13 protein-coding genes are annotated in these 16,907 nt (G+C 71.7%); 7 read left to right on the plus strand and 6 right to left on the minus strand.

From position 1 onward, the window contains the following. Together ACYQ78_RS28040 and ACYQ78_RS28045 are read right to left on the minus strand one after the other, a co-directional pair. Positions 1-2,310 carry an ABC transporter permease gene (locus ACYQ78_RS28040; protein ID WP_459803926.1) on the minus strand — a complete coding sequence of 770 codons (2,310 nt, stop codon included), beginning with the start codon at positions 2,308-2,310 and terminating at the stop codon, positions 1-3. A gap of 48 nt (positions 2,311-2,358) precedes the next feature. Then, entirely contained in the window at positions 2,359-2,793 is a 435-nt protein-coding gene (locus ACYQ78_RS28045; RefSeq protein ID WP_459803927.1) for an aggregation-promoting factor C-terminal-like domain-containing protein, read from the minus strand. A 365-nt stretch (positions 2,794-3,158) separates the two neighbouring features. Here ACYQ78_RS28045 and ACYQ78_RS28050 point away from each other — a divergent pair, with 365 nt between their 5' ends. From ACYQ78_RS28050 to ACYQ78_RS28060, 3 genes are all read left to right on the plus strand, one after another. Continuing rightward, positions 3,159-3,626 (plus strand): glutathione peroxidase, encoded by a 468-nt coding sequence (locus ACYQ78_RS28050; RefSeq protein ID WP_459803928.1) that lies wholly within the window; start codon positions 3,159-3,161, stop codon positions 3,624-3,626. Between the two features lie 118 nt (positions 3,627-3,744). Next, positions 3,745-4,032, plus strand: a complete 288-nt coding sequence (locus ACYQ78_RS28055; protein WP_459803929.1) for a hypothetical protein — start codon at positions 3,745-3,747, stop codon at positions 4,030-4,032. Positions 4,033-4,043: 11 nt separating this feature from the next. Beyond that, positions 4,044-5,387 (plus strand): DUF4012 domain-containing protein, encoded by a 1,344-nt coding sequence (locus tag ACYQ78_RS28060; protein WP_459803930.1) that lies wholly within the window; start codon positions 4,044-4,046, stop codon positions 5,385-5,387. Here ACYQ78_RS28060 and ACYQ78_RS28065 read toward each other — a convergent pair. Then, positions 5,359-6,366 carry a LacI family DNA-binding transcriptional regulator gene (locus tag ACYQ78_RS28065; protein ID WP_459803931.1) on the minus strand — a complete coding sequence of 336 codons (1,008 nt, stop codon included), beginning with the start codon at positions 6,364-6,366 and terminating at the stop codon, positions 5,359-5,361. The genes ACYQ78_RS28060 and ACYQ78_RS28065 overlap by 29 nt on opposite strands. A gap of 200 nt (positions 6,367-6,566) precedes the next feature. Between ACYQ78_RS28065 and ACYQ78_RS28070 the strand changes: the two genes are divergently transcribed. The 3 genes from ACYQ78_RS28070 to ACYQ78_RS28080 all read left to right on the plus strand — a co-directional run bounded on the left by ACYQ78_RS28070 (position 6,567) and on the right by ACYQ78_RS28080 (position 11,070). Further along, positions 6,567-7,790 (plus strand): ABC transporter ATP-binding protein, encoded by a 1,224-nt coding sequence (locus ACYQ78_RS28070; RefSeq protein ID WP_459803932.1) that lies wholly within the window; start codon positions 6,567-6,569, stop codon positions 7,788-7,790. 245 nt (positions 7,791-8,035) lie between these two features. After that, a complete protein-coding gene (locus ACYQ78_RS28075; protein ID WP_459803933.1) occupies positions 8,036-9,391 on the plus strand; it encodes a hypothetical protein in 1,356 nt (451 codons plus the stop codon). Between the two features lie 170 nt (positions 9,392-9,561). Further along, entirely contained in the window at positions 9,562-11,070 is a 1,509-nt protein-coding gene (locus ACYQ78_RS28080) for a LamG domain-containing protein (RefSeq protein WP_459803934.1), read from the plus strand. A gap of 6 nt (positions 11,071-11,076) precedes the next feature. Here the strand turns inward: ACYQ78_RS28080 and ACYQ78_RS28085 are convergent, their stop codons facing one another. From ACYQ78_RS28085 to ACYQ78_RS28095, 3 genes are read right to left on the minus strand one after another with little or no spacing between them, the layout of a single operon-like run. Then, positions 11,077-12,336 carry a tyrosine-protein kinase domain-containing protein gene (locus ACYQ78_RS28085; protein WP_459803935.1) on the minus strand — a complete coding sequence of 420 codons (1,260 nt, stop codon included), beginning with the start codon at positions 12,334-12,336 and terminating at the stop codon, positions 11,077-11,079. Then, on the minus strand, positions 12,333-13,322 hold the full coding sequence (locus ACYQ78_RS28090; RefSeq protein WP_459803936.1) for a glycosyltransferase family 4 protein: 990 nt from the start codon (positions 13,320-13,322) through the stop codon (positions 12,333-12,335). The genes ACYQ78_RS28085 and ACYQ78_RS28090 overlap by 4 nt, the downstream gene beginning before the upstream one ends. After that, positions 13,319-14,083, minus strand: a complete 765-nt coding sequence (locus tag ACYQ78_RS28095) for an NAD-dependent epimerase/dehydratase family protein (protein WP_459803937.1) — start codon at positions 14,081-14,083, stop codon at positions 13,319-13,321. Before ACYQ78_RS28095 ends, ACYQ78_RS28090 begins: the two co-directional genes overlap by 4 nt. Before the next feature lie 234 nt (positions 14,084-14,317). On the opposite strand from ACYQ78_RS28095, the gene ACYQ78_RS28100 reads away from it, so the two are divergent. Next, positions 14,318-16,882 carry an NACHT domain-containing protein gene (locus tag ACYQ78_RS28100; RefSeq protein WP_459803938.1) on the plus strand — a complete coding sequence of 855 codons (2,565 nt, stop codon included), beginning with the start codon at positions 14,318-14,320 and terminating at the stop codon, positions 16,880-16,882. Positions 16,883-16,907 lie beyond the last annotated feature (25 nt).

Genomic DNA, 16,907 nt, shown 5'->3' on the forward strand with positions numbered 1-16,907 from the left:
TCATTCGGCCCGCAGCGCCGACCCCAGGGAGAGACGGGCGGCGCGGCGGCCGGGGGAGAGCGCGAGCCCGAGCACCGCGAGCAGCACCACCGGGGCGAGCCAGATCAGCGAGGCCGTCGGCGGGACATACTGAATCGGCATGATCCCGGCGGCGACCCGCCACAGCAGCCGGCCCAGCGCCAGCCCCAGCGGCACCCCCGCGACCAGCCCGATCACCGCGATGACCATCCCCTGGACCACCACGACACCGCGCGCCTGGCCCGGCGTCATGCCCAGCGCCCGCAGCACCGCCAGGTCCCGGGTACGGCGCCGGACGACGGTGAACAGGGCGTGCGCGGTCGCGCCCAGCGCCAGAACGGTCAGGAACACCCCGAGCGCGACCGGCAGCACCGCGACGTTGCGGATCTCGGCGCGCTGCGGCGGGTCGAAGGGCGGGAAGACCAGCAGCGGGCCGGTGACCCCGGAGAGCACCGACGCGGGGTCGCGGCCCGGTTCGAGGTAGATCAGCCCGCCGTGCTCCTTGAAGCCGGTGAAGATCGCGTCGTAGGCGCGGGGGGTGATCCACGCGCCGGTGTCGTAGCCGCTCGTGGTGCTCTCGACCGCGAAACCAAGGCCGGTGACCCGGAGCAGGACGGTCCCCGAGTCGCCGGTCAGCGGGACCCGGTCGCCGACGCTCACGCCCAGGTCGCGGGCGGTCGTCACGGCCAGCACCACATCGCCCTCCGCGCGCGGCGGACCTCCCTCGGTCAGCACGAGCGGCATCGGCGCCCCCACCGGGTCGTAGGTGTGGGTCACCACGCTGACCTGGCCCGACCGGCCCGACGCGACCCGGAGGTCCAGCACCCCGGCCACTCCCGGCAGGGCCGCGATCGACGTCAGCACGGGCGCGGGCGCGGTGAACTCGCGGCCGTCGAACCCGAAGACCACCTGGAGCGCGTAGGTCTGGCCGAACCGTTCGGGCCGGGCCACCGCGTCGGCCACCCCGGCCGAGAACGTCGCCGCCGCGATCACCCCGAGCACCCCGGTGACCGAACCCAGCAGGGCCACCGTGTTCCCCGGGTCGAGCGCGAACCGCAGGCCGGTCGTCACCGGCACCGGCAGGGCGAGCCGGGTCAGCGCCGACGGGCGCGGAGTGGCGCCCGGCGCGGAGAGCAGCGTCGTCGCCACCGCGCCCGCCGTGGTCAGCGCGGTCGCGGCCAGCCAGCCGAGGCCGAGCACGAGCAGGTCGGCGTCGATGCCGGGGGAGGGCTCGTAGAGGGCGGCGGTGCCGTAGGGCAGCCAGCGCGACGCGACGACCGCCACGGCGACGCCCGCCCCGGCGCCCAGGAAGGCGACCGGCCCGACGACGATGGCGGTCGTCGCGGCGGCCTGACGCCGGGTCATCCCCACTGCGGCCAGCAGGCGCAGGTCGGCGGCCGAGGTGGTGGCGTACCGGAAGACGGCCTGTCCGGCCAGGACCATCGCGGTGAGGAACGCCGCGACGGCGAAGACCAGCAGGCAGCCGCTCTCGAAACCGATCACCCGGCGCACGTGCGCGAGCGCGTCGGCCCGCTCGACGACCTCGACGTCGCCGCGCCCGGCCAGCCAGGCCCGCAACGCGGGCAGCCCGCCCTCGGTCACCCTGACCAGCCCGTTCAGGGGCGCCTGGCGTTCCGGGCCCAGGATCTCGTTCGGGTACGTCGCCAGCAGGCCGGGAGAGGGGATGAGGTATCCCCTGCTGTCGGGCCGGTCGGCGTACCACGTCGACCTGACCACCCCGACGATCGTGACCGGCACCCTCGGGCCCCTCGGCGGCCCCGTCTTGGCGCCCGCGATCGCGGCCGCCGCGTCCCGCGGCGTCGGCAGCAGCACGGTCACCCGGCGGCCGATTCCGAACCCCCGGGCGGCGTAGGCGGGGGTCACCACCGCCTCGTTCGGGCTCGCCGGATGGGGCAGCCGCCCGGCCAGCACGACCGGGCGCTCGATCGTGGTCATCGCCTCGGTGTCGGCCGCGATGAACGGCGACGGGTCGTCGCCGGGGTCCTCGGCCACGATCACCGGGATGTAGCCGGGGAACGTCGTGGCCGCCTGGACCTGCGGTAACGTCCGCAGGCCCGCCCAGTCGAAACCGGCCTCGTTGGGCACGACCTTCGCGGTCGCCGGGGCGGTGACGGCCATCAGGCGGTCGACCGCGTCACCGCCCCGCCGGGCCCCGGCCACCGCGGTCAGCACGGTGGCGGTCCCGAACGCCACGAGAAGGGCCAGGACGAGGAGCGACCGGCCGCGCCGCCTCACCTCGAGACGCGGCCAGACCGCGACGATCCCACCCATGCCGGGCAGTCTGCTCCGGAGCGGACGCCCCGACCAGGGTGCTAACCCTCAGTACCAGTTATGAGCCCTGAAATGGCCCCACGCGCCGCACGGCGAGCCGTAGCGGCCCCTGATGTAGCCGATGCCCCAGCGGATCTGGGTCCTCGGGTTGACGCGCCAGTCCCAGCCCGCCCGGCCCATCTTGTCGCCGGGGAGCGCCTGGGGGATGCCGTACGCCCCCGACCAGCGGTTGCGCGCCCTGTGGTTCCAGTTGCTCTCGCGGGTCCACAGGCTGTCGAGGCAGCGGAACTCCCGGCGGGCCCAGTCGCGGCGGATGATCAGCCGGTGGGCGTACATCTTGCTGCTCGCCTTGACGGAGGGGCGCTTCTTCCAGGCGTGCCCGTCCTGCTCGTTCACACAGGCGGTGGCGGGGGTGGCCCCGGCGAGCGCGGCGAAGGCGAGCATGGCCGCGACGGTGCCGCGACGTGCGCTGATGCTGTCCAATTCGGTCCTTGTCCTCGGGTCGCGTGCGGCTTCGGGCGTCGTTCGAAGCCCTTCCGGTACGCCCATGGCTCGCGCGCACCGGTCCGCGCGGCCCGGCCGGGATAACAGACCAACCCCCGGCGGGCACCGCGACGTGTCCTAGCGCGGATTGAAGTACGCCGGACGACCGCGCCGCCGCCTCTTCGACGCCCCGAGGACGGTTGTTTGCCGACCCCGTGCCAAGCCCGGGTGATCAGACGGCCCGGCGCTGGCCCGATGGGCGTGACGAGAGAGGCCCCGATGGCGGGGAAATGCCCCGGGCCTGGGGTTTCAGGTCGGTGCCACGGGGTGAGCGGGACGAAAGTGACACTGAGTAGAGTCGGTCCATGACGAATCTCGACATCCCCGTGACCACCCTCGACGGCAGCGCGACGACCCTCGGCGAGCTGCTCCAGGGGCGTTCGGCACTGGTCGTGAACGTGGCGTCCAAGTGCGGCCTGACCCCGCAGTACACCGGCCTGGTCCGTCTCCAGGACACCTTCGCCGAGCGTGGCTTCACCGTCGTCGGCGTGCCGTGCAACCAGTTCATGGGCCAGGAGCCCGGCACCAACGAGGAGATCCAGGAGTTCTGCTCCGTCACCTACGGCGTCGACTTCCCGCTGCTCGACAAGGTCGACGTCAACGGCGACGACCGCCACCCCCTCTACCGCGCGCTGATCGGCGACGGCGAGGACATCAAGTGGAACTTCGAGAAGTTCACCATCAACGCCGACGGCGAGGTGACGGCCCGGTTCGCCCCCCAGATCGAGCCCGAGTCGGCCGAGGTCGTGGCGGCCATCGAGAAGAACCTCTGACGCTCACCACAAGTTTCGGTCATGCGGGCGCGCCGCTCGGCGGGCCCGCGCGGCCGTCCTCGTAGGAAGAGAGCACCGGCCCGATTCCGGGCGGAATCGCACTTCCCCGGGGAGGGCCATGGTCGCGGCGCGCGCTCTCGCCTGCGTGGGGCTCATGTGGACGTGTCTGGCCGCCGCAGCGCCGACAACCCACGACGTGGCCGACACCTTCGTGACGGGGGAGAGGTCCACCGTCTCCGACCCGCCCGCGGTCGAGCCGGACCGTCCCGTCTCCGACGACCTGCCGTTCACCGGCGCGCCGCTGGAGGCGCTGGGTGTCGCCGTTTCGGGGCTGGCGCTGACCGGGGTGCTGTTGTTCGTCGGGGAGCGCCGCCGCAGGCGGCATGTCGTCGGGCGTCCGTCGTGAGGTGGGCGCGGGTGGGGTGGCAGCGGGTCGGCTGGAAGCGCCGGGGCTGGCTGCGGACCGCCACGGCGGCGACCGCGCTGACGGTGACCACGCTCGGCCTGGCCTGGCCCGTCTACCTGGGCGTCTCGGCCGGGCGGCACCTCTCCGACGCGAGAGCCGCCTTCCGGCAGCTCGCCGACTCGACCCGGCTGATCCCGCCGGGGCCCGAGGTCGCGGCCCGGGTGAAGGAGGCCAGGAGCAGCGCCGAGGCGGCGACGCGGTACACCTCAGGGCGTGACTGGGCGCTGCTGGCGCATCTGCCGTTCACCGGCGAACCGGCCAGGCTGGCCCGCGACTACGCGCGGGCCGCGCTCGACCTGGCCAAGGGCCTCGAACTGCTGCTGCGGCAGGACCGGGCCGGGATCGGGCAGGCCGTCACCCACCTCCAGGCCGCCCGCGCCGTGCTGCCCAAGGTCGGCGCGCTGCAGCGGGTCGACACGCTCGCCGCGCTGGCGGGGCTAAGGGGGCGCTTCCTGGTCGCCGTGCAGAGCCCCGACCGGGCCCGCGCGACCGGGGGAGTGGTGCGCGGGTTCGGCGTGGTCACGATCGCCCCGACCGGCTGGACCGTCGAGCCGGTGCGCCCGGTTCCGGACACCTCGGGAACGCCTTTCGACCTCGGCGCGGGGTACGCCGCCCGCTACGGCGCCGCCGCCACCCGCGAGCTGGCCGCCTCGAACCGGTCGCCGCACTTCCCGTACGCCGCCCGCATCTGGGCCGCCCACCACGGCCTGCCCGTCGACGGGGTGATCGGCGCCGACGCGGCCACGCTCGCCCGGCTGTCGGGCCTGGCCGGGCTGCCCGGCCTGATGAAGGTCATCGACCAGGGCCACATCCGGATCTGGTCGGCCGACGCCGAGCAGCAGCGCCTGCTCGAACGCACCCCGCTCGCCGGGACGCTGACCTCGAACCCCGGGCCCTTCGCGTACGTCGTCGTCAACGACGCCGGCGGCGACGGGATCGGGCGCAACCTCGACCGTACCGTCGAATATCGGGTGTCCCCAGAGTGTGGCAGCACGATTTCCGCCACGCTGCGTAACGGCGACCGCGACGGGAAGGTCTGGGTGTCGGTGTTCACCTCGGCGGGGTCGCGGCTGGAGAAGGCCTACCTCGACGGCAAGGTGGCCGAGCTGAAAGAGGAGATGGAGCACGGCCACCCGGTGTTCTCCACCACGCTCGACCTGGCCGCGGGGGCGACCCGGACCGTCGAGCTCCAGCTCGTGGAGCCCGCCTCGGCCGTGGGACCCGTCGTCCCGGAACAGCCCATGGCCAAGCCCCAGCGGACCGTGATCACCGCCGGGGACCGCAGCTGCTCCTGACGATCAGCTCGGTCGGCAGCGACACCGTGCGCGGGCGCCGCCCGTGGCGCAACACCAGCTCGGCCGCGCGGTAGCCCACGTCGGAGGCCGGTTGCGCGATGACCGTCAGCGGGGGCGAGCACAGTTCGGCCCACGGCACGTCGTCGAACATGATGAGCGACAGGTCGCGCGGGATGCGTACATAGAGCTCGCGGGCCGCCAGCACGGCCGCCTCGCCGAGCATGTTCCCCCCGGCGATGACCGCCGTCAGGTCGGCCCGCCGCTGGAACAGCCCGGCCGCGGCGGCGTAGGCCGAGTCGCGGCTGGCCCGCGCGAACACCACCAGGTCTTCGTCGAGCAGGTCGCCCATCACCTCGCGGAACGCCGCCACCCGCTGCGACATGCCCTGCCGGGCCAGGAAACCGATTTTGCGGTGACCGAGCCCGGTCAGATATTCGATGGCGGTACGCAGCCCGGAGCGGTCGTCCGACAGCACGGCCGGCACCTCGTCGAGGGTGCGCGCGTGCTGCCCCGGCGACCAGACCCGGCGGTCGGCGAACACGACGTTCAGCCCGGCCCGCACCGCGCTGGCCCACATCTCGCCGTCCCCGCTCGGCACCGCGATGATCCGGTCCATGCTCTGCTCCAGCAGCCCGCCGACCAGGTCGGCCTCCTGCTCGGCGTCGTCGCCCGTCACCCCGATCGTCACGGGCTCCCGGTACGACCGCGCGCACGACAGCACCCCGTCGCACAGCCGGGCGTAGAACCCGTCGGTGATGTCGGGCACCAGCAGGGCGACCCCGCCACTCCGCTGCTGACGTAGATTGCGACCCAGGGCGCTGGGCCGGTAGTCGAGCTTGGTCGCGGCGTCGAGCACCCGCTCCCGGGTCTCCGCGCTCGCCGACCCGCCCGACAGCACCCGCGACACGGTCGCGACCCCGACTCCCGCCAGTTCGGCGACGTCTTTGATGGTGATCCGGCGCGGTCCAGGAGTGCTCATGGAAACGATTCCATCATCTTTCCATCGTCACGGCCAGTCTCGGAACGATAACGCGACACACGATGACGAGCAGAAACCGGGCGAGTCGCTTGACACAGATGTCCGGTTCGGGTGAGATGCATGAAAACGTATCCACTTTTCCCTCAATGGGGAGGCGGCGCCGGGGTTCGCGCGTGCCTTCCGGAGCGCGAAGGACTGGCATGGCATCTATCGTTCTGAAGGCCGTCGACAAGATCTACGCGGGCGGGGTCAAGGCCGTGAACGGCCTCAACCTGGAGATCAAAGACGGCGAGTTCATGGTTCTCGTCGGCCCCTCGGGCTGTGGCAAGTCGACCGCACTCCGCATGATCGCCGGGCTCGAGGACATCAGCGGCGGCGAGATCGTCATCGGCGACCGGGTGGTGAACCACCTCCCGCCGAAGGACCGCGACATCGCCATGGTGTTCCAGAACTACGCCCTCTACCCGCACATGACGGTCGAGGAGAACCTCGCGTTCGGCCTCAAGCTCCGCAAGATGAGCAAGCCGGAGATCCAGAAGCGCGTCAACGAGGCCGCCAAGATGCTGGGCCTCGAGCAGTACCTCAAGCGCAAGCCGGCCGCCCTCTCCGGTGGTCAGCGCCAGCGTGTCGCGATGGGCCGCGCCATCGTGCGTGAGCCCCAGGCCTTCCTCATGGACGAGCCGCTCTCCAACCTCGACGCCAAGCTCCGCGTGTCGATGCGCGCCTCGCTCAACCAGCTCCACGAGCGCCTCGGCGTCACCACCGTCTACGTCACCCACGACCAGGTCGAGGCGATGACCCTCGGAGACCGTGTCTGCGTCCTCCGCGACGGCATCCTCCAGCAGGTCGACACCCCGCAGAACCTGTTCGACAAGCCGGTCAACCTGTTCGTCGCCGGCTTCATGGGTTCCCCCTCGATGAACTTCGCCTACGCCGAGCTCGTCCGCGACGGCGCCGGTGCGGCCGTGTCCTTCGCCGGTTACAAGCTGCCCGTCCCCGACTCGGCGTTCTCCGAGAAGGTCGGCCTCGACCGCTACATCGGCAAGCGCATCATCCTCGGCATCCGCCCCTCGGACTTCGAGGACTCGGTCGCCGCCAACGGCGCCTCCGCCGGCTGGGTGCGCATCCCCGTCAAGGCCAACGTGACCGAGGAGCTCGGCTCCGAGATCAACGTCCTGTTCACCATCGACGCCCCGCCGGTGGAGCACAAGGACACTGTCGCCGCCGCCAACGACGGTGACGAGGAAGAGGCCGCCGCGCTGCCGCTGTCCGGCGACAAGTCGCTGTGGACCGCGCGCGTGAACGCCCGTAGCCACGTGCGCCCCGGCCAGAACATCGAACTGGTCGTGGACACCCACAACCTGCACTTCTTCGACGTCGAGAGCGGTCTGTCCATCGGCCACCCGGCCAACGTGGGCCGCTGACGACATACCCTTCAACGGCAGAGCCCGCCCCGCCAACTTCCCCCCTCCGTTTGGCCGGGCGGGCTCTGTCCTTTTCTCCGGCCGCAAGTTTCGTGATTTCTCCTTAACGAATTCCTCCGCGTGACAAATCCGCGGAACGTTACCCGCACGATGATCGTCGCGCAACGAACCCGAAATCAGCGCTGCCTACCTTCGCGGTTGCGCAGTGATTTCGAGGCGCTTCGATTCTCGTTCGGAGGAATCCCTTGAAACGATGGACGTCCCTGCTCGCCGCAGTGATTCTCGTCTTATCGACGGCGAATACGGCGCACGCGGATTTCAGTCCCATCACCGAAGAGCCCTTCGTCCCCCACGCCCAGCCGGCCGACGCCGACGTGCCCCGGCCGGGCTGTGTCACCACGCTGACCGATCCCAAGGACGCCACCGGGAGCACCCCGGCGGTCCAGGTCGTCTACGCCTGGAGCGACGAGTTCGGCAACCGCTACGAGGAGTTCGCCGACCGGATCGCCACCATCGTCGACCGTGTCGACTGGTCGCTCGACCAGTCGACCGACTACGACCAGCACGTGAAGCTGAGCTGCCGGTCGGGCCAGGCGGACTTCGCCCGCTCGCTCGTGGTGGCCGAGAAGATCGAGAACGCCGTGATCGGCGGTGACACCCCCACCCACGTCGTCGAACAGGACCTGGTGGCGGCGGGCTACGACCCCGTCAACCGCACCTACATGGTGTTCGAGGACTTCCAGGGCGGCGCGGTGGCCCACTGCGACACGCTCTGCGTCGCCTCGACCGACGAGTGGGACAGCGCCGCCATGCTGCACGAGTTCATCCACCTGTTCGACGTCGACCACGCCAAGGTGACCGAGACGGTCCTCCACGAGGACGCCGACGTCATGTCGACCCCGTGGCACACGTGGCAGGTCGACCAGGAGTTCAACAACTACTACGACCCGAGCGAACCCACGGCGGTCTTCTACACGAGCACCTATCCCCACCAGCGCCGGGCCAACCTGGCGACCTGGTCGATGCTCACCGCGCCGGTCTGCTGCGACGTCGGCTACAGCAACGACCTGCTGACCTCCCAGGAACGCACCGTCGAGGCCGACGCGCCCTACGGCTACCCGACGGGCTTCACCGTCGCGAGCGGGGGATGGATGCAGGTGACGCCGCCCGGACCTGAGAGCCTGGTGTCGGCCCGTTACTACGACGGCCGCCGGTCGCTGACGATGAACGTCCAGTCGTGGGCCGACGCGGTCGTGTCGGTCACCCGCAGGCCGGCGGTGTCGCCGGGTCAGCGCTACAAGTTCTTCGCCCGGCTGACCACCGGCACCTCCGGCACCGCGAAACTGCGGCTGTCCTGGTACACCGCGTCGAACGCGCTCATCTCGCACAGCGACGGCGCGCTCGACGCGCTGAACTCCGACTGGGTGGAGCACGACGTCTCGGCGGTCGCGCCGGCCGGGGCGGCGAGCGTGCAGCTCTCGGTCGTGAGCCCGGCGGGGCAGACGTTCTCCTACGTCCTGGACGCCCTCCAGCTCAACCGGTGTGACTACCCGGGGACACCCGACGGCTGCCGCCAGGAGAGCGGCCTGGCCACGCCGTAGACGACCGCGTCACCGCCCCGGGAACGTTCCGGGGCGGTGACATTCGTCTTACCCGGATAACAGTGATCGTGCACGTCACGAATGTTTTCGCGATACTCGCGATTTGACATCGGGTCTGATGAATTCGTTAGCTGTGCGCGGTTCATTTCCCCTTTTCATGGAGTTCTTCCTTGAGGCTTCGCCTTGCCCTGCCCTCTGTCGGGCTGCTTCTGGCCGCCCTCCTGACCCCGCAGGCCGCGCACGCCGCTCCCATCGAGGCCCCCGTCGTCACCTCGGCCGACTATCCGTCCGACGGGCAGCAGTTACGCGGTGTCGGCCGTCCGGGCTCCTTCACCTTCACCCGGGCCGCCGGGGACACCGACGTCGTCGCGTTCGAGTACGCCGTCAACGACCTGTCGGTCCGGCGCCGGGTCGAGGCACCGTCCGGTACCGCGACGGTCCTGATCGCGCCGCCGCGCGACTTCACGAACGAGGTGTACGTCTGGCCGATCGGCGCCGCGGGCGACGTGGGCCCGTCCACCACCTACTCCTTCGACGTGTCCTGGCAGCTCGACGGCCCGGTCTCGTCGTGGCCGCTGGACGGGACGGCCGGCGACCTCACCGCCACGAAGGTCACCTTCGCCGAGGGCCGTTCGGGCGACGCCGCCACGTTCAACGGCACCACCAGCCGCCTGAGCGCCGGAGGCCCGGTGGTCGACGCGGGCAGGGCCTTCACGGTCGCCGCCTGGGCGAAGGTCACGAACAACACCCACGTCAACACGGTCGTCTCCCAGGCGGGCGGCTTCCAGCTCTCCTACGACAACGCCACCCGGAAGTGGTCGTTCGGCGGCGCCGTCTCGGACGCCCCGGCCCGCCGGAACGTCTGGGAACACCTGGTCGGCGTCTACGACCCCGACGCCGGGCAGTTGCGGCTCTACGTCAACGGCCGCGAGCAGGCCGCCAAGCCCGCCGCCACCCCGGGGAGCGCGACCGGTGTCTTCGAGATCGGCCGGACGTTCGCCGGGCGGATCGACGACGTGCGCGTCTGGGACCGGATCGTCTACCCCGGTGAGCTCCCCGACCTGGTGAACGGCCCGGTTCTGCAGCGGGCCCACTGGAGCTTCGACGAGGGCGCCGGGACCACCGCCGCCCCCGGCGCGACCCTGCGCGGCGGCGCGGCCTGGATCGCCGACGGTCACGAGGGCGGCGCCCTGTCCGGGGGATACGCGGCCACGTCGGGCCCCGTGGTGCGGACCGACGAGAGCTTCTCGGCCGTGGTCTGGGTGCGCAGATCGGCCTTCGGCACCACGAACACCGCGCTCAGCCAGAACGGCACCCGCCGCAGCGGCTTCACGCTCGGCTTCCGCGACGGCAAGTGGTCGTTCGACGTCCCGACCTCCGACACCGACGGCGCGAGCGTCGTCAGCGCCAATATCGACCCGGTCCTGTGGCCCACCGACCCGGCGGCGTGGACGCTGCTGGCCGGTGTCTACGACCACCCCCGGCGCACGATCAGCCTCTACCTCGACGGCCAGAAGATGGCGGAGGTCTCGGGCGTCACCGCCTGGAACGCCGGAGGCGCGACGCTGATCGGCCGGGCCAAGCCCGCCGGCCCGTGGCGGGGCGACCTCGACGACGCCCGGCTCTACACCGGCGCCCTCACCGACCGGGATGTGCAGAACCTCTATTTCGGCTGGTGAACCGGCCTACTGGAAGGTCATCCGGCTCTCCGGATAGGGCGAACGGGGGCGTACCGGGGCGAAGTTCAGCACCCCGCCCACCAGCCGGGCCCTGACCCTTTCCAGCTGGCCCGCCGCCCGGGTGAGCGCGTCCCGGCGTGTCCGCCCGGCGCGGGCCACCAGCAGCACCCCGTCACACGTCACCGCCAGCACCGCCGCGTCGGTCACCGGCAGCAGCGGGGGCGCGTCCACGATCACCAGGTCGTGGTCGGCCGTCAGGTCGGACATCACGCGATGCATCCCCGGCGAGCCCGCGAGTTCGCTCGGGTTCGCCGGGACCCGCCCGCTCGGCAGGACGTCGATGCCGCGCCACACCGTCAGGACCTCGGGCAGCCGGGCCGAGCCGACGAGCACGTCGGTCAGGCCCATCGCCGCCTCCAGCCCCAGGTGGCGCACGATCGACGGGCGCCGCAGATCGGCGTCCACGAGAGCGACCCGGCGACCCGTCTGGGCCACGGCCAGGGCCAGATTGATGGCCAGGGTCGACTTGCCCTCGCCGGTCCCGCAGCTCGTGACCAGCAGGGAGCGCGGGCGGCCGTCCACCCCCACGAACTGCAGGTTCGTGCGCAGCGCGCGGTAGGACTCGGTGACCACCAGAGGGTGCCGCCGCTGGCGGCCGATGACGCCCAGCGTGGGCGCGCCGAGCGCGGCGGCGAGGTCGTCGCTGTCGGCGATCGTGGTGTCGAGCCGCGAGCGCAGCATCAGGAAGCCGTAGCCGAAGACCAGGCCCAGCAGGATCCCGGCCGCGACGTTGAGCACCGGCTTGGGCGAGACGGGAGCGGGTGACGGCGTCGCCGGGTCGATCACCGTCACGCCGATCGCGGGCCGGTTGTCGAGGGTGTGGATCAGGCCGCTGAGCTCGTCGCCGATCCGGTTGGCCACCCGCGCGGCCCGCGCCGGGTCGGAGTCGGTCACGGTCGCCCGCAGCAGCACCGTCCCGGGGACGGCCTCCGCCCGCACGTTCCCCGCCAGCGCCGACGGGTCGAGGTGCTCGGCCACGGCGACGTCGAGCAGCACCCGGCGGCTGGTGACCAGGCGTGCGTACGACTTCACCCGCTGCTGGGAGATCTGGTCGGCGGAGCCTTTCTGGTCGAGCATCATCGACACCGTCGCGGCGTACCTGACCGGCATGTAACCGGTCACCAGCAGCGCGCACCCCGCCCCGCCGAGCACGGCCAGCAGGAGGATCCACCACCCCCGGCGCACCAGACGGACATGTTCGGTCACGCGACCACCGCCACCCGATAGACGTCGACCTGCTGGAACGCGAGCACCCCGACGACCGCGGCCCCGGCCGCGCCCGCCAGGGCGACCACCGGCGACACCATGCCGAGCGTCATCGCCACCCCCGTGACCCCGCTCACCCCCGCGCTCGCCGACAGGGCGTACACGATCGTCGGCACCGGCAGCCCGACCCGGCGCAGCCGGTGCGCCACGTGATCGGTGCCGCCGCAGGTCAGCGGCCGGTGGTGCAGGGCCCGGGCGAGCAGCACCACCCCGGTGTCGACGGTCGCGGTGAACGTCGCCAGCAGCGCCCCCGCCGGCGCCTCGAACCGTCCCGAGAAGATCAGCAACGACACCCCGGCGACGGTGAACCCGACGAACAGCGACCCGCAGTCGCCCATGAAGACGCGCGCCGGAGTCCAGTTGTGGACGAGGAACCCGGTCGCCGCCCCCGCCAGCGCGAACGGCACCAGCGCCACCTGCCCCGCCCCCGCGGCCAGCGCGGCGGCGCCCAGCGTCAGCCCGGTCACCATGGTCACCGCGCCGAGGGCGCCGTCCATGTTGTCGAGCAGGTTGAACGCGTTCGCCGCGACCACCAGCCACGCCGCCGTCAGCGCCGCGTCGAGCCAGAACACCCCGGTCAGCTCGGCCCGCACCCCGTTGACCGCGACGAGGAGAGCGGTCGGGGTCTCCACGGCCAGCCGGGTCAGCCGCCCCAGCGGCCGGGCGTCGTCGACCAGCCCGACCAGGGCGAACACCAGCCCGCCCAGCAGCAGGGCGTGCACCCGCGGATCGTCACCGACGCCGAGCGTGGTCCCGAGGATGATGGCCGGCCCGCCCAGACAGGGCGTCGGAATGAGATGCGCCTTGTGGCCGCCGGGATGGTCGACCAGCCCGATCCGCAGGGCCAGATGGCGCAGCGGCACGACGGCCAGCGCGCCGATGACGGTCGCCGAGACGGCCGTGCCGAGCACGATCGCGGGGTTCACCGGACCCGGGCCTCGCTGATCGTGTCGAGCAGGATCTCGTCGAGGTTCCGGCGCGGCCGCCACCCGGTCAGCGCCCGCAGCCGTGACGCGTCGGCGACCCGGGCGGCGGGTTCCGGGACGCTCCCGTGAAAGGTGATCCCCGACGCGCTCCCCGCCAGCTCGACCACGGCCTTGGCCAGCTCCAGCACACTGACCTCGTCGTCGGCCCCGACGTCGAAGATCCCGCCGAGCGCGAAGGGCTCGTCGAGCAGCAGCGTCAGCGCCTCGACCACGTCCCGGACATGGGTGAAACACCGCATCTGCGACCCGTCACCCAGCACCACGAGATCCACCCCGGCCAGCGCCTGCCGGATCAGCCGCGGCACCAGATGCTCATCGCGCTGCCGCGGCCCCGCCACGTCGAACAGCCGCGCCACCACGACGAGCAGGTCCTTCTCGGTCCGGTGGGTCGCCCCGGCGGGCGTACCGGTCCCCACCAGCACCTTGCGCCGATGGTGACGCGCCACGTCGAGCACCGCCCCGCCGTCGGCGAGATGAACGACGGCGTCACACCCGGAGACCAGGTCGTCGACCAGCGGCACGTCCGTCACCGACCCCTGGACGAACCGCAGCGCCGGATGCCCGCGCAGATGCCGGAGATTGGCCGCGGACCCGGTCGACAGATCGTCCAGCACGGTGACCGTGTCACCCCGCGCGAGCAGCGCCCCGGTCAGGTGTGACCCGACGAAACCGCTGCCCCCGGTGATCAGATGGTGCGCCACGGTGCTCCTCGCTGTCAGGTGGGCGAGAGAGACGGTAGAGACGGTGGAATCGCCTTCCTGAGCTGCCACGCACGCTCTTGCGCCACCTTTTGCGCAATTTTTTCTGTACGGCTCCCGCCGACTCTTGGGCGCCACGACCCCATGGCCACGACCCGGCAGTAAACGCGTGAATCCGGCGATCGCGGTGGTTATGCTGCCGCTGCCGCGCGGTTTCCGGGGTGGGGGTGCTGTGGGGTGAGAAGAGCCGACCGGGTCCTGTGGATCGTGATCGTGGCCAATGTGCTGACGGTCCTGGTCGCGGTGACGACCAACGTGGCGACCGGGGTCCTGCCCGACGCGTGGCAGCCGCACTTATGGCTGGCCTGGCCGATTCTGATCACGCTGGTCCTGGCCGGGATTCCGCTGATCGTGGTCGTCTACCGCGCGGAGAAGCGGGCGGCCCTCACCCCGGCCGATCCGCCCGCTTCGAGCCGCGCGACGATGATCGCGCATGTCCGGGAGATCTGGGTCGACGGCGTCCTGGCCAACTCGCTGTACCGGCGGACAGTCATAGAGCTGGGCCTGGAGAACCGCCCCGACATGCTGGTCCGCCCGTGGGACGTGCTCCTGGAGATACCGGGCGAGGAGCCGCACCGACTGGAGGAGACGGTCTCGGTCCGCGACGTCGCCGACCGGCATCGGAGACTGCTCATCCTCGGCGCACCCGGCGCGGGTAAGACGACGATGCTGCTCGGCCTGCTGGAGGACCTGCTGAACAGGGCCGAGTCCGATCCCGACCGGCCGATCCCCGTGGTCTTCCCGCTCGCCGGGTGGGCGTCCAACCGGAAGCCGCTCGCCGAATGGCTCGTCGACGAACTGTCCGGCCCCCTCTACGGCGTGCCGCGCGACACCGCCGCCCACTGGGTGAGCCACGACCGGATCCTGCCCCTGCTCGACGGGCTCGACGAAGTCGCAGTGGACCGCCGCCTCGCGTGCGCCAAGGAGATCGAGGACTTCCACGCCCGGAACCGGCTGCTGCCACTCATCGTCGCCAGCCGCCTGGCCGACTACGACGCCCTCGATCTGCGCCTGTCGCTCGGGGCCGCGCTCGTGGTGCAGCCGCTGACCCGGGATCAGCTGGAGCACTACCTCGACCGGCTCGGCGAACCCCTGGCGGGTCTGCGGGCGACGCTCGACGATGACGCCTCGCTGGGCGAGCTGCTGCGGACGCCGTTCCTGCTGAGTGTCGCCGTCCGGGCGTACGAGGGCCTGCCCGCCGCCCACGTCGGCGGCGACGGCTCTCTGTCCGACCGGCGGTCCCGCCTGCTGACCGCCTTCGTGGATCGGGCGTTGACCCGCAAACCCGGACAGGCCGGTGTCGCGCCCGCCGACGCGGTGCGCTGGCTCGCCTTCGTCGCCCGCTCGCTCGGGAAGCGGCTGGAGACGGTGTTCTTCCCCGAGTTCGCGAACGTCTCGTGGCTGCCGTCCGAGAGGGAACGTGGGGTGGCGGTGGCGACCGGGCTGGTCTCGGGTCTGCTCATCGGTTCCATGGCCGGGTCGATCGTCGGGCTGATCTTCGGCGTGGGAGCCGGAGTGACCGTCGGGGTGATCGGTGGGCTCGGCTGGGCGGCGGGTCAGAGTCTGGGGGACCAGCCGCACGTGCCCCACCGCCCGGAGTGGCGGCAGGGCAGGCTCGTGGGTCTGGTGTTCGAGCACGGGGACGGCTGCCTGTCCTTCGCCGCCGCCATCGGATTCGGCGTCGTGGGTGCGGTGCTCGGTCTCCTGGCCGGCTTGGTGACGGGCATCGTCGGCCCTGCGCCGTTTCTCGCGAGCCTGGCCACCGGGATCGGGGCGGGTGTCGTCGGGGGTGTGCTGCTCGCGCTGCCGCTGGGCCCAAGTGGCTCCGGATCGGAGGATCAGGGGCCGCGCTCGCGGGAGTATCGGGCAGACGGGGATCTGCAGGGCTGCGCCCGGACCATGGGGGTCGCGGCCGCGCTTTACGGCGGGCCCTCGACGGTGACCTTTCTGGCCGTGTTCGGCACACCCGGCCTCGTGGCCGGCGTGCTGGTGATCGTGACGACGTCCTGGATGTACGGGGGTCGCGCTCTCGCCGGTTATTGGCTGACCCGTGTGATGCTGACCCGCGACGGTGTCGCGCCCGCCGTTTACGCGCGCTTCTTCGAGCTGGCCGTGGCCCGCATGCTGGTTCACAAGGTGGGCGGCGGCTGGCTGTTCACCCACCGGCTTCTGCTCGAACACTTCGCCGGTCTCGAGCCGCCCGACCTCGGAGAGGGCTACCGTTCGGGCAGCCTGCCGAGCATCGATCTGCGGCCGGAGACCCTGCTCGCCTCGGCCCTGACCGAGGCGCGGGAAGGCCGGGTCGGTGAGGCCCTTTCCCTGCTGGTGTACACCAATGCCGAGATGCCCGCGGATCTGTGGGCGCCGCAGGCCGGAGAGATCGCGCTCCAGATGGGGAGGGTCCTCCCGCCGGTGCGGAGCCCCGGCGACGATCAGGCCTACTCGGCCTCGACGTTGTCCGTAGTGGTGAGCGGGTTCCACCTGGTGATGGCCTCAGGCCACGCCCGGCTACCGACCGCTGACGGGCTCTGGCTCGGCGAGATCATCGTCGATCAGTTCGCGAACCTTCCTCCCGATGATCTGCTCGCGGGCTACCTCCTTCTGGAATGGACCGCCAAGACGAAGGCCGCCCTCCAGGCCGTCGAGGCCACGGCTTCCGGACCCGAGGCGGCCAGGGTCGCTGCCCTGCTCGCCCGCCTCGAAGAACTCGGCGAGGGCCCGGATTCGGTCACCTCACCCTGATCTCCGGCAAACGGGGGCCAAATCC

It is taken from the genome of Herbidospora sp. RD11066 (genome assembly GCF_054661255.1).

What these genes read in the sequence shown, in the direction of transcription:
- ACYQ78_RS28065 (WP_459803931.1), bottom strand. Translation starts at nt 6,366, where the DNA reads ATGAGCACTCCTGGACCGCGCCGGATCACCATCAAAGACGTCGCCGAA.
- ACYQ78_RS28050 (WP_459803928.1), top strand. Translation starts at nt 3,159, where the DNA reads ATGACGAATCTCGACATCCCCGTGACCACCCTCGACGGCAGCGCGACG.
- ACYQ78_RS28040 (WP_459803926.1), bottom strand. Translation starts at nt 2,310, where the DNA reads ATGGGTGGGATCGTCGCGGTCTGGCCGCGTCTCGAGGTGAGGCGGCGC.
- ACYQ78_RS28070 (WP_459803932.1), top strand. Translation starts at nt 6,567, where the DNA reads ATGGCATCTATCGTTCTGAAGGCCGTCGACAAGATCTACGCGGGCGGG.
- ACYQ78_RS28055 (WP_459803929.1), top strand. Translation starts at nt 3,745, where the DNA reads ATGGTCGCGGCGCGCGCTCTCGCCTGCGTGGGGCTCATGTGGACGTGT.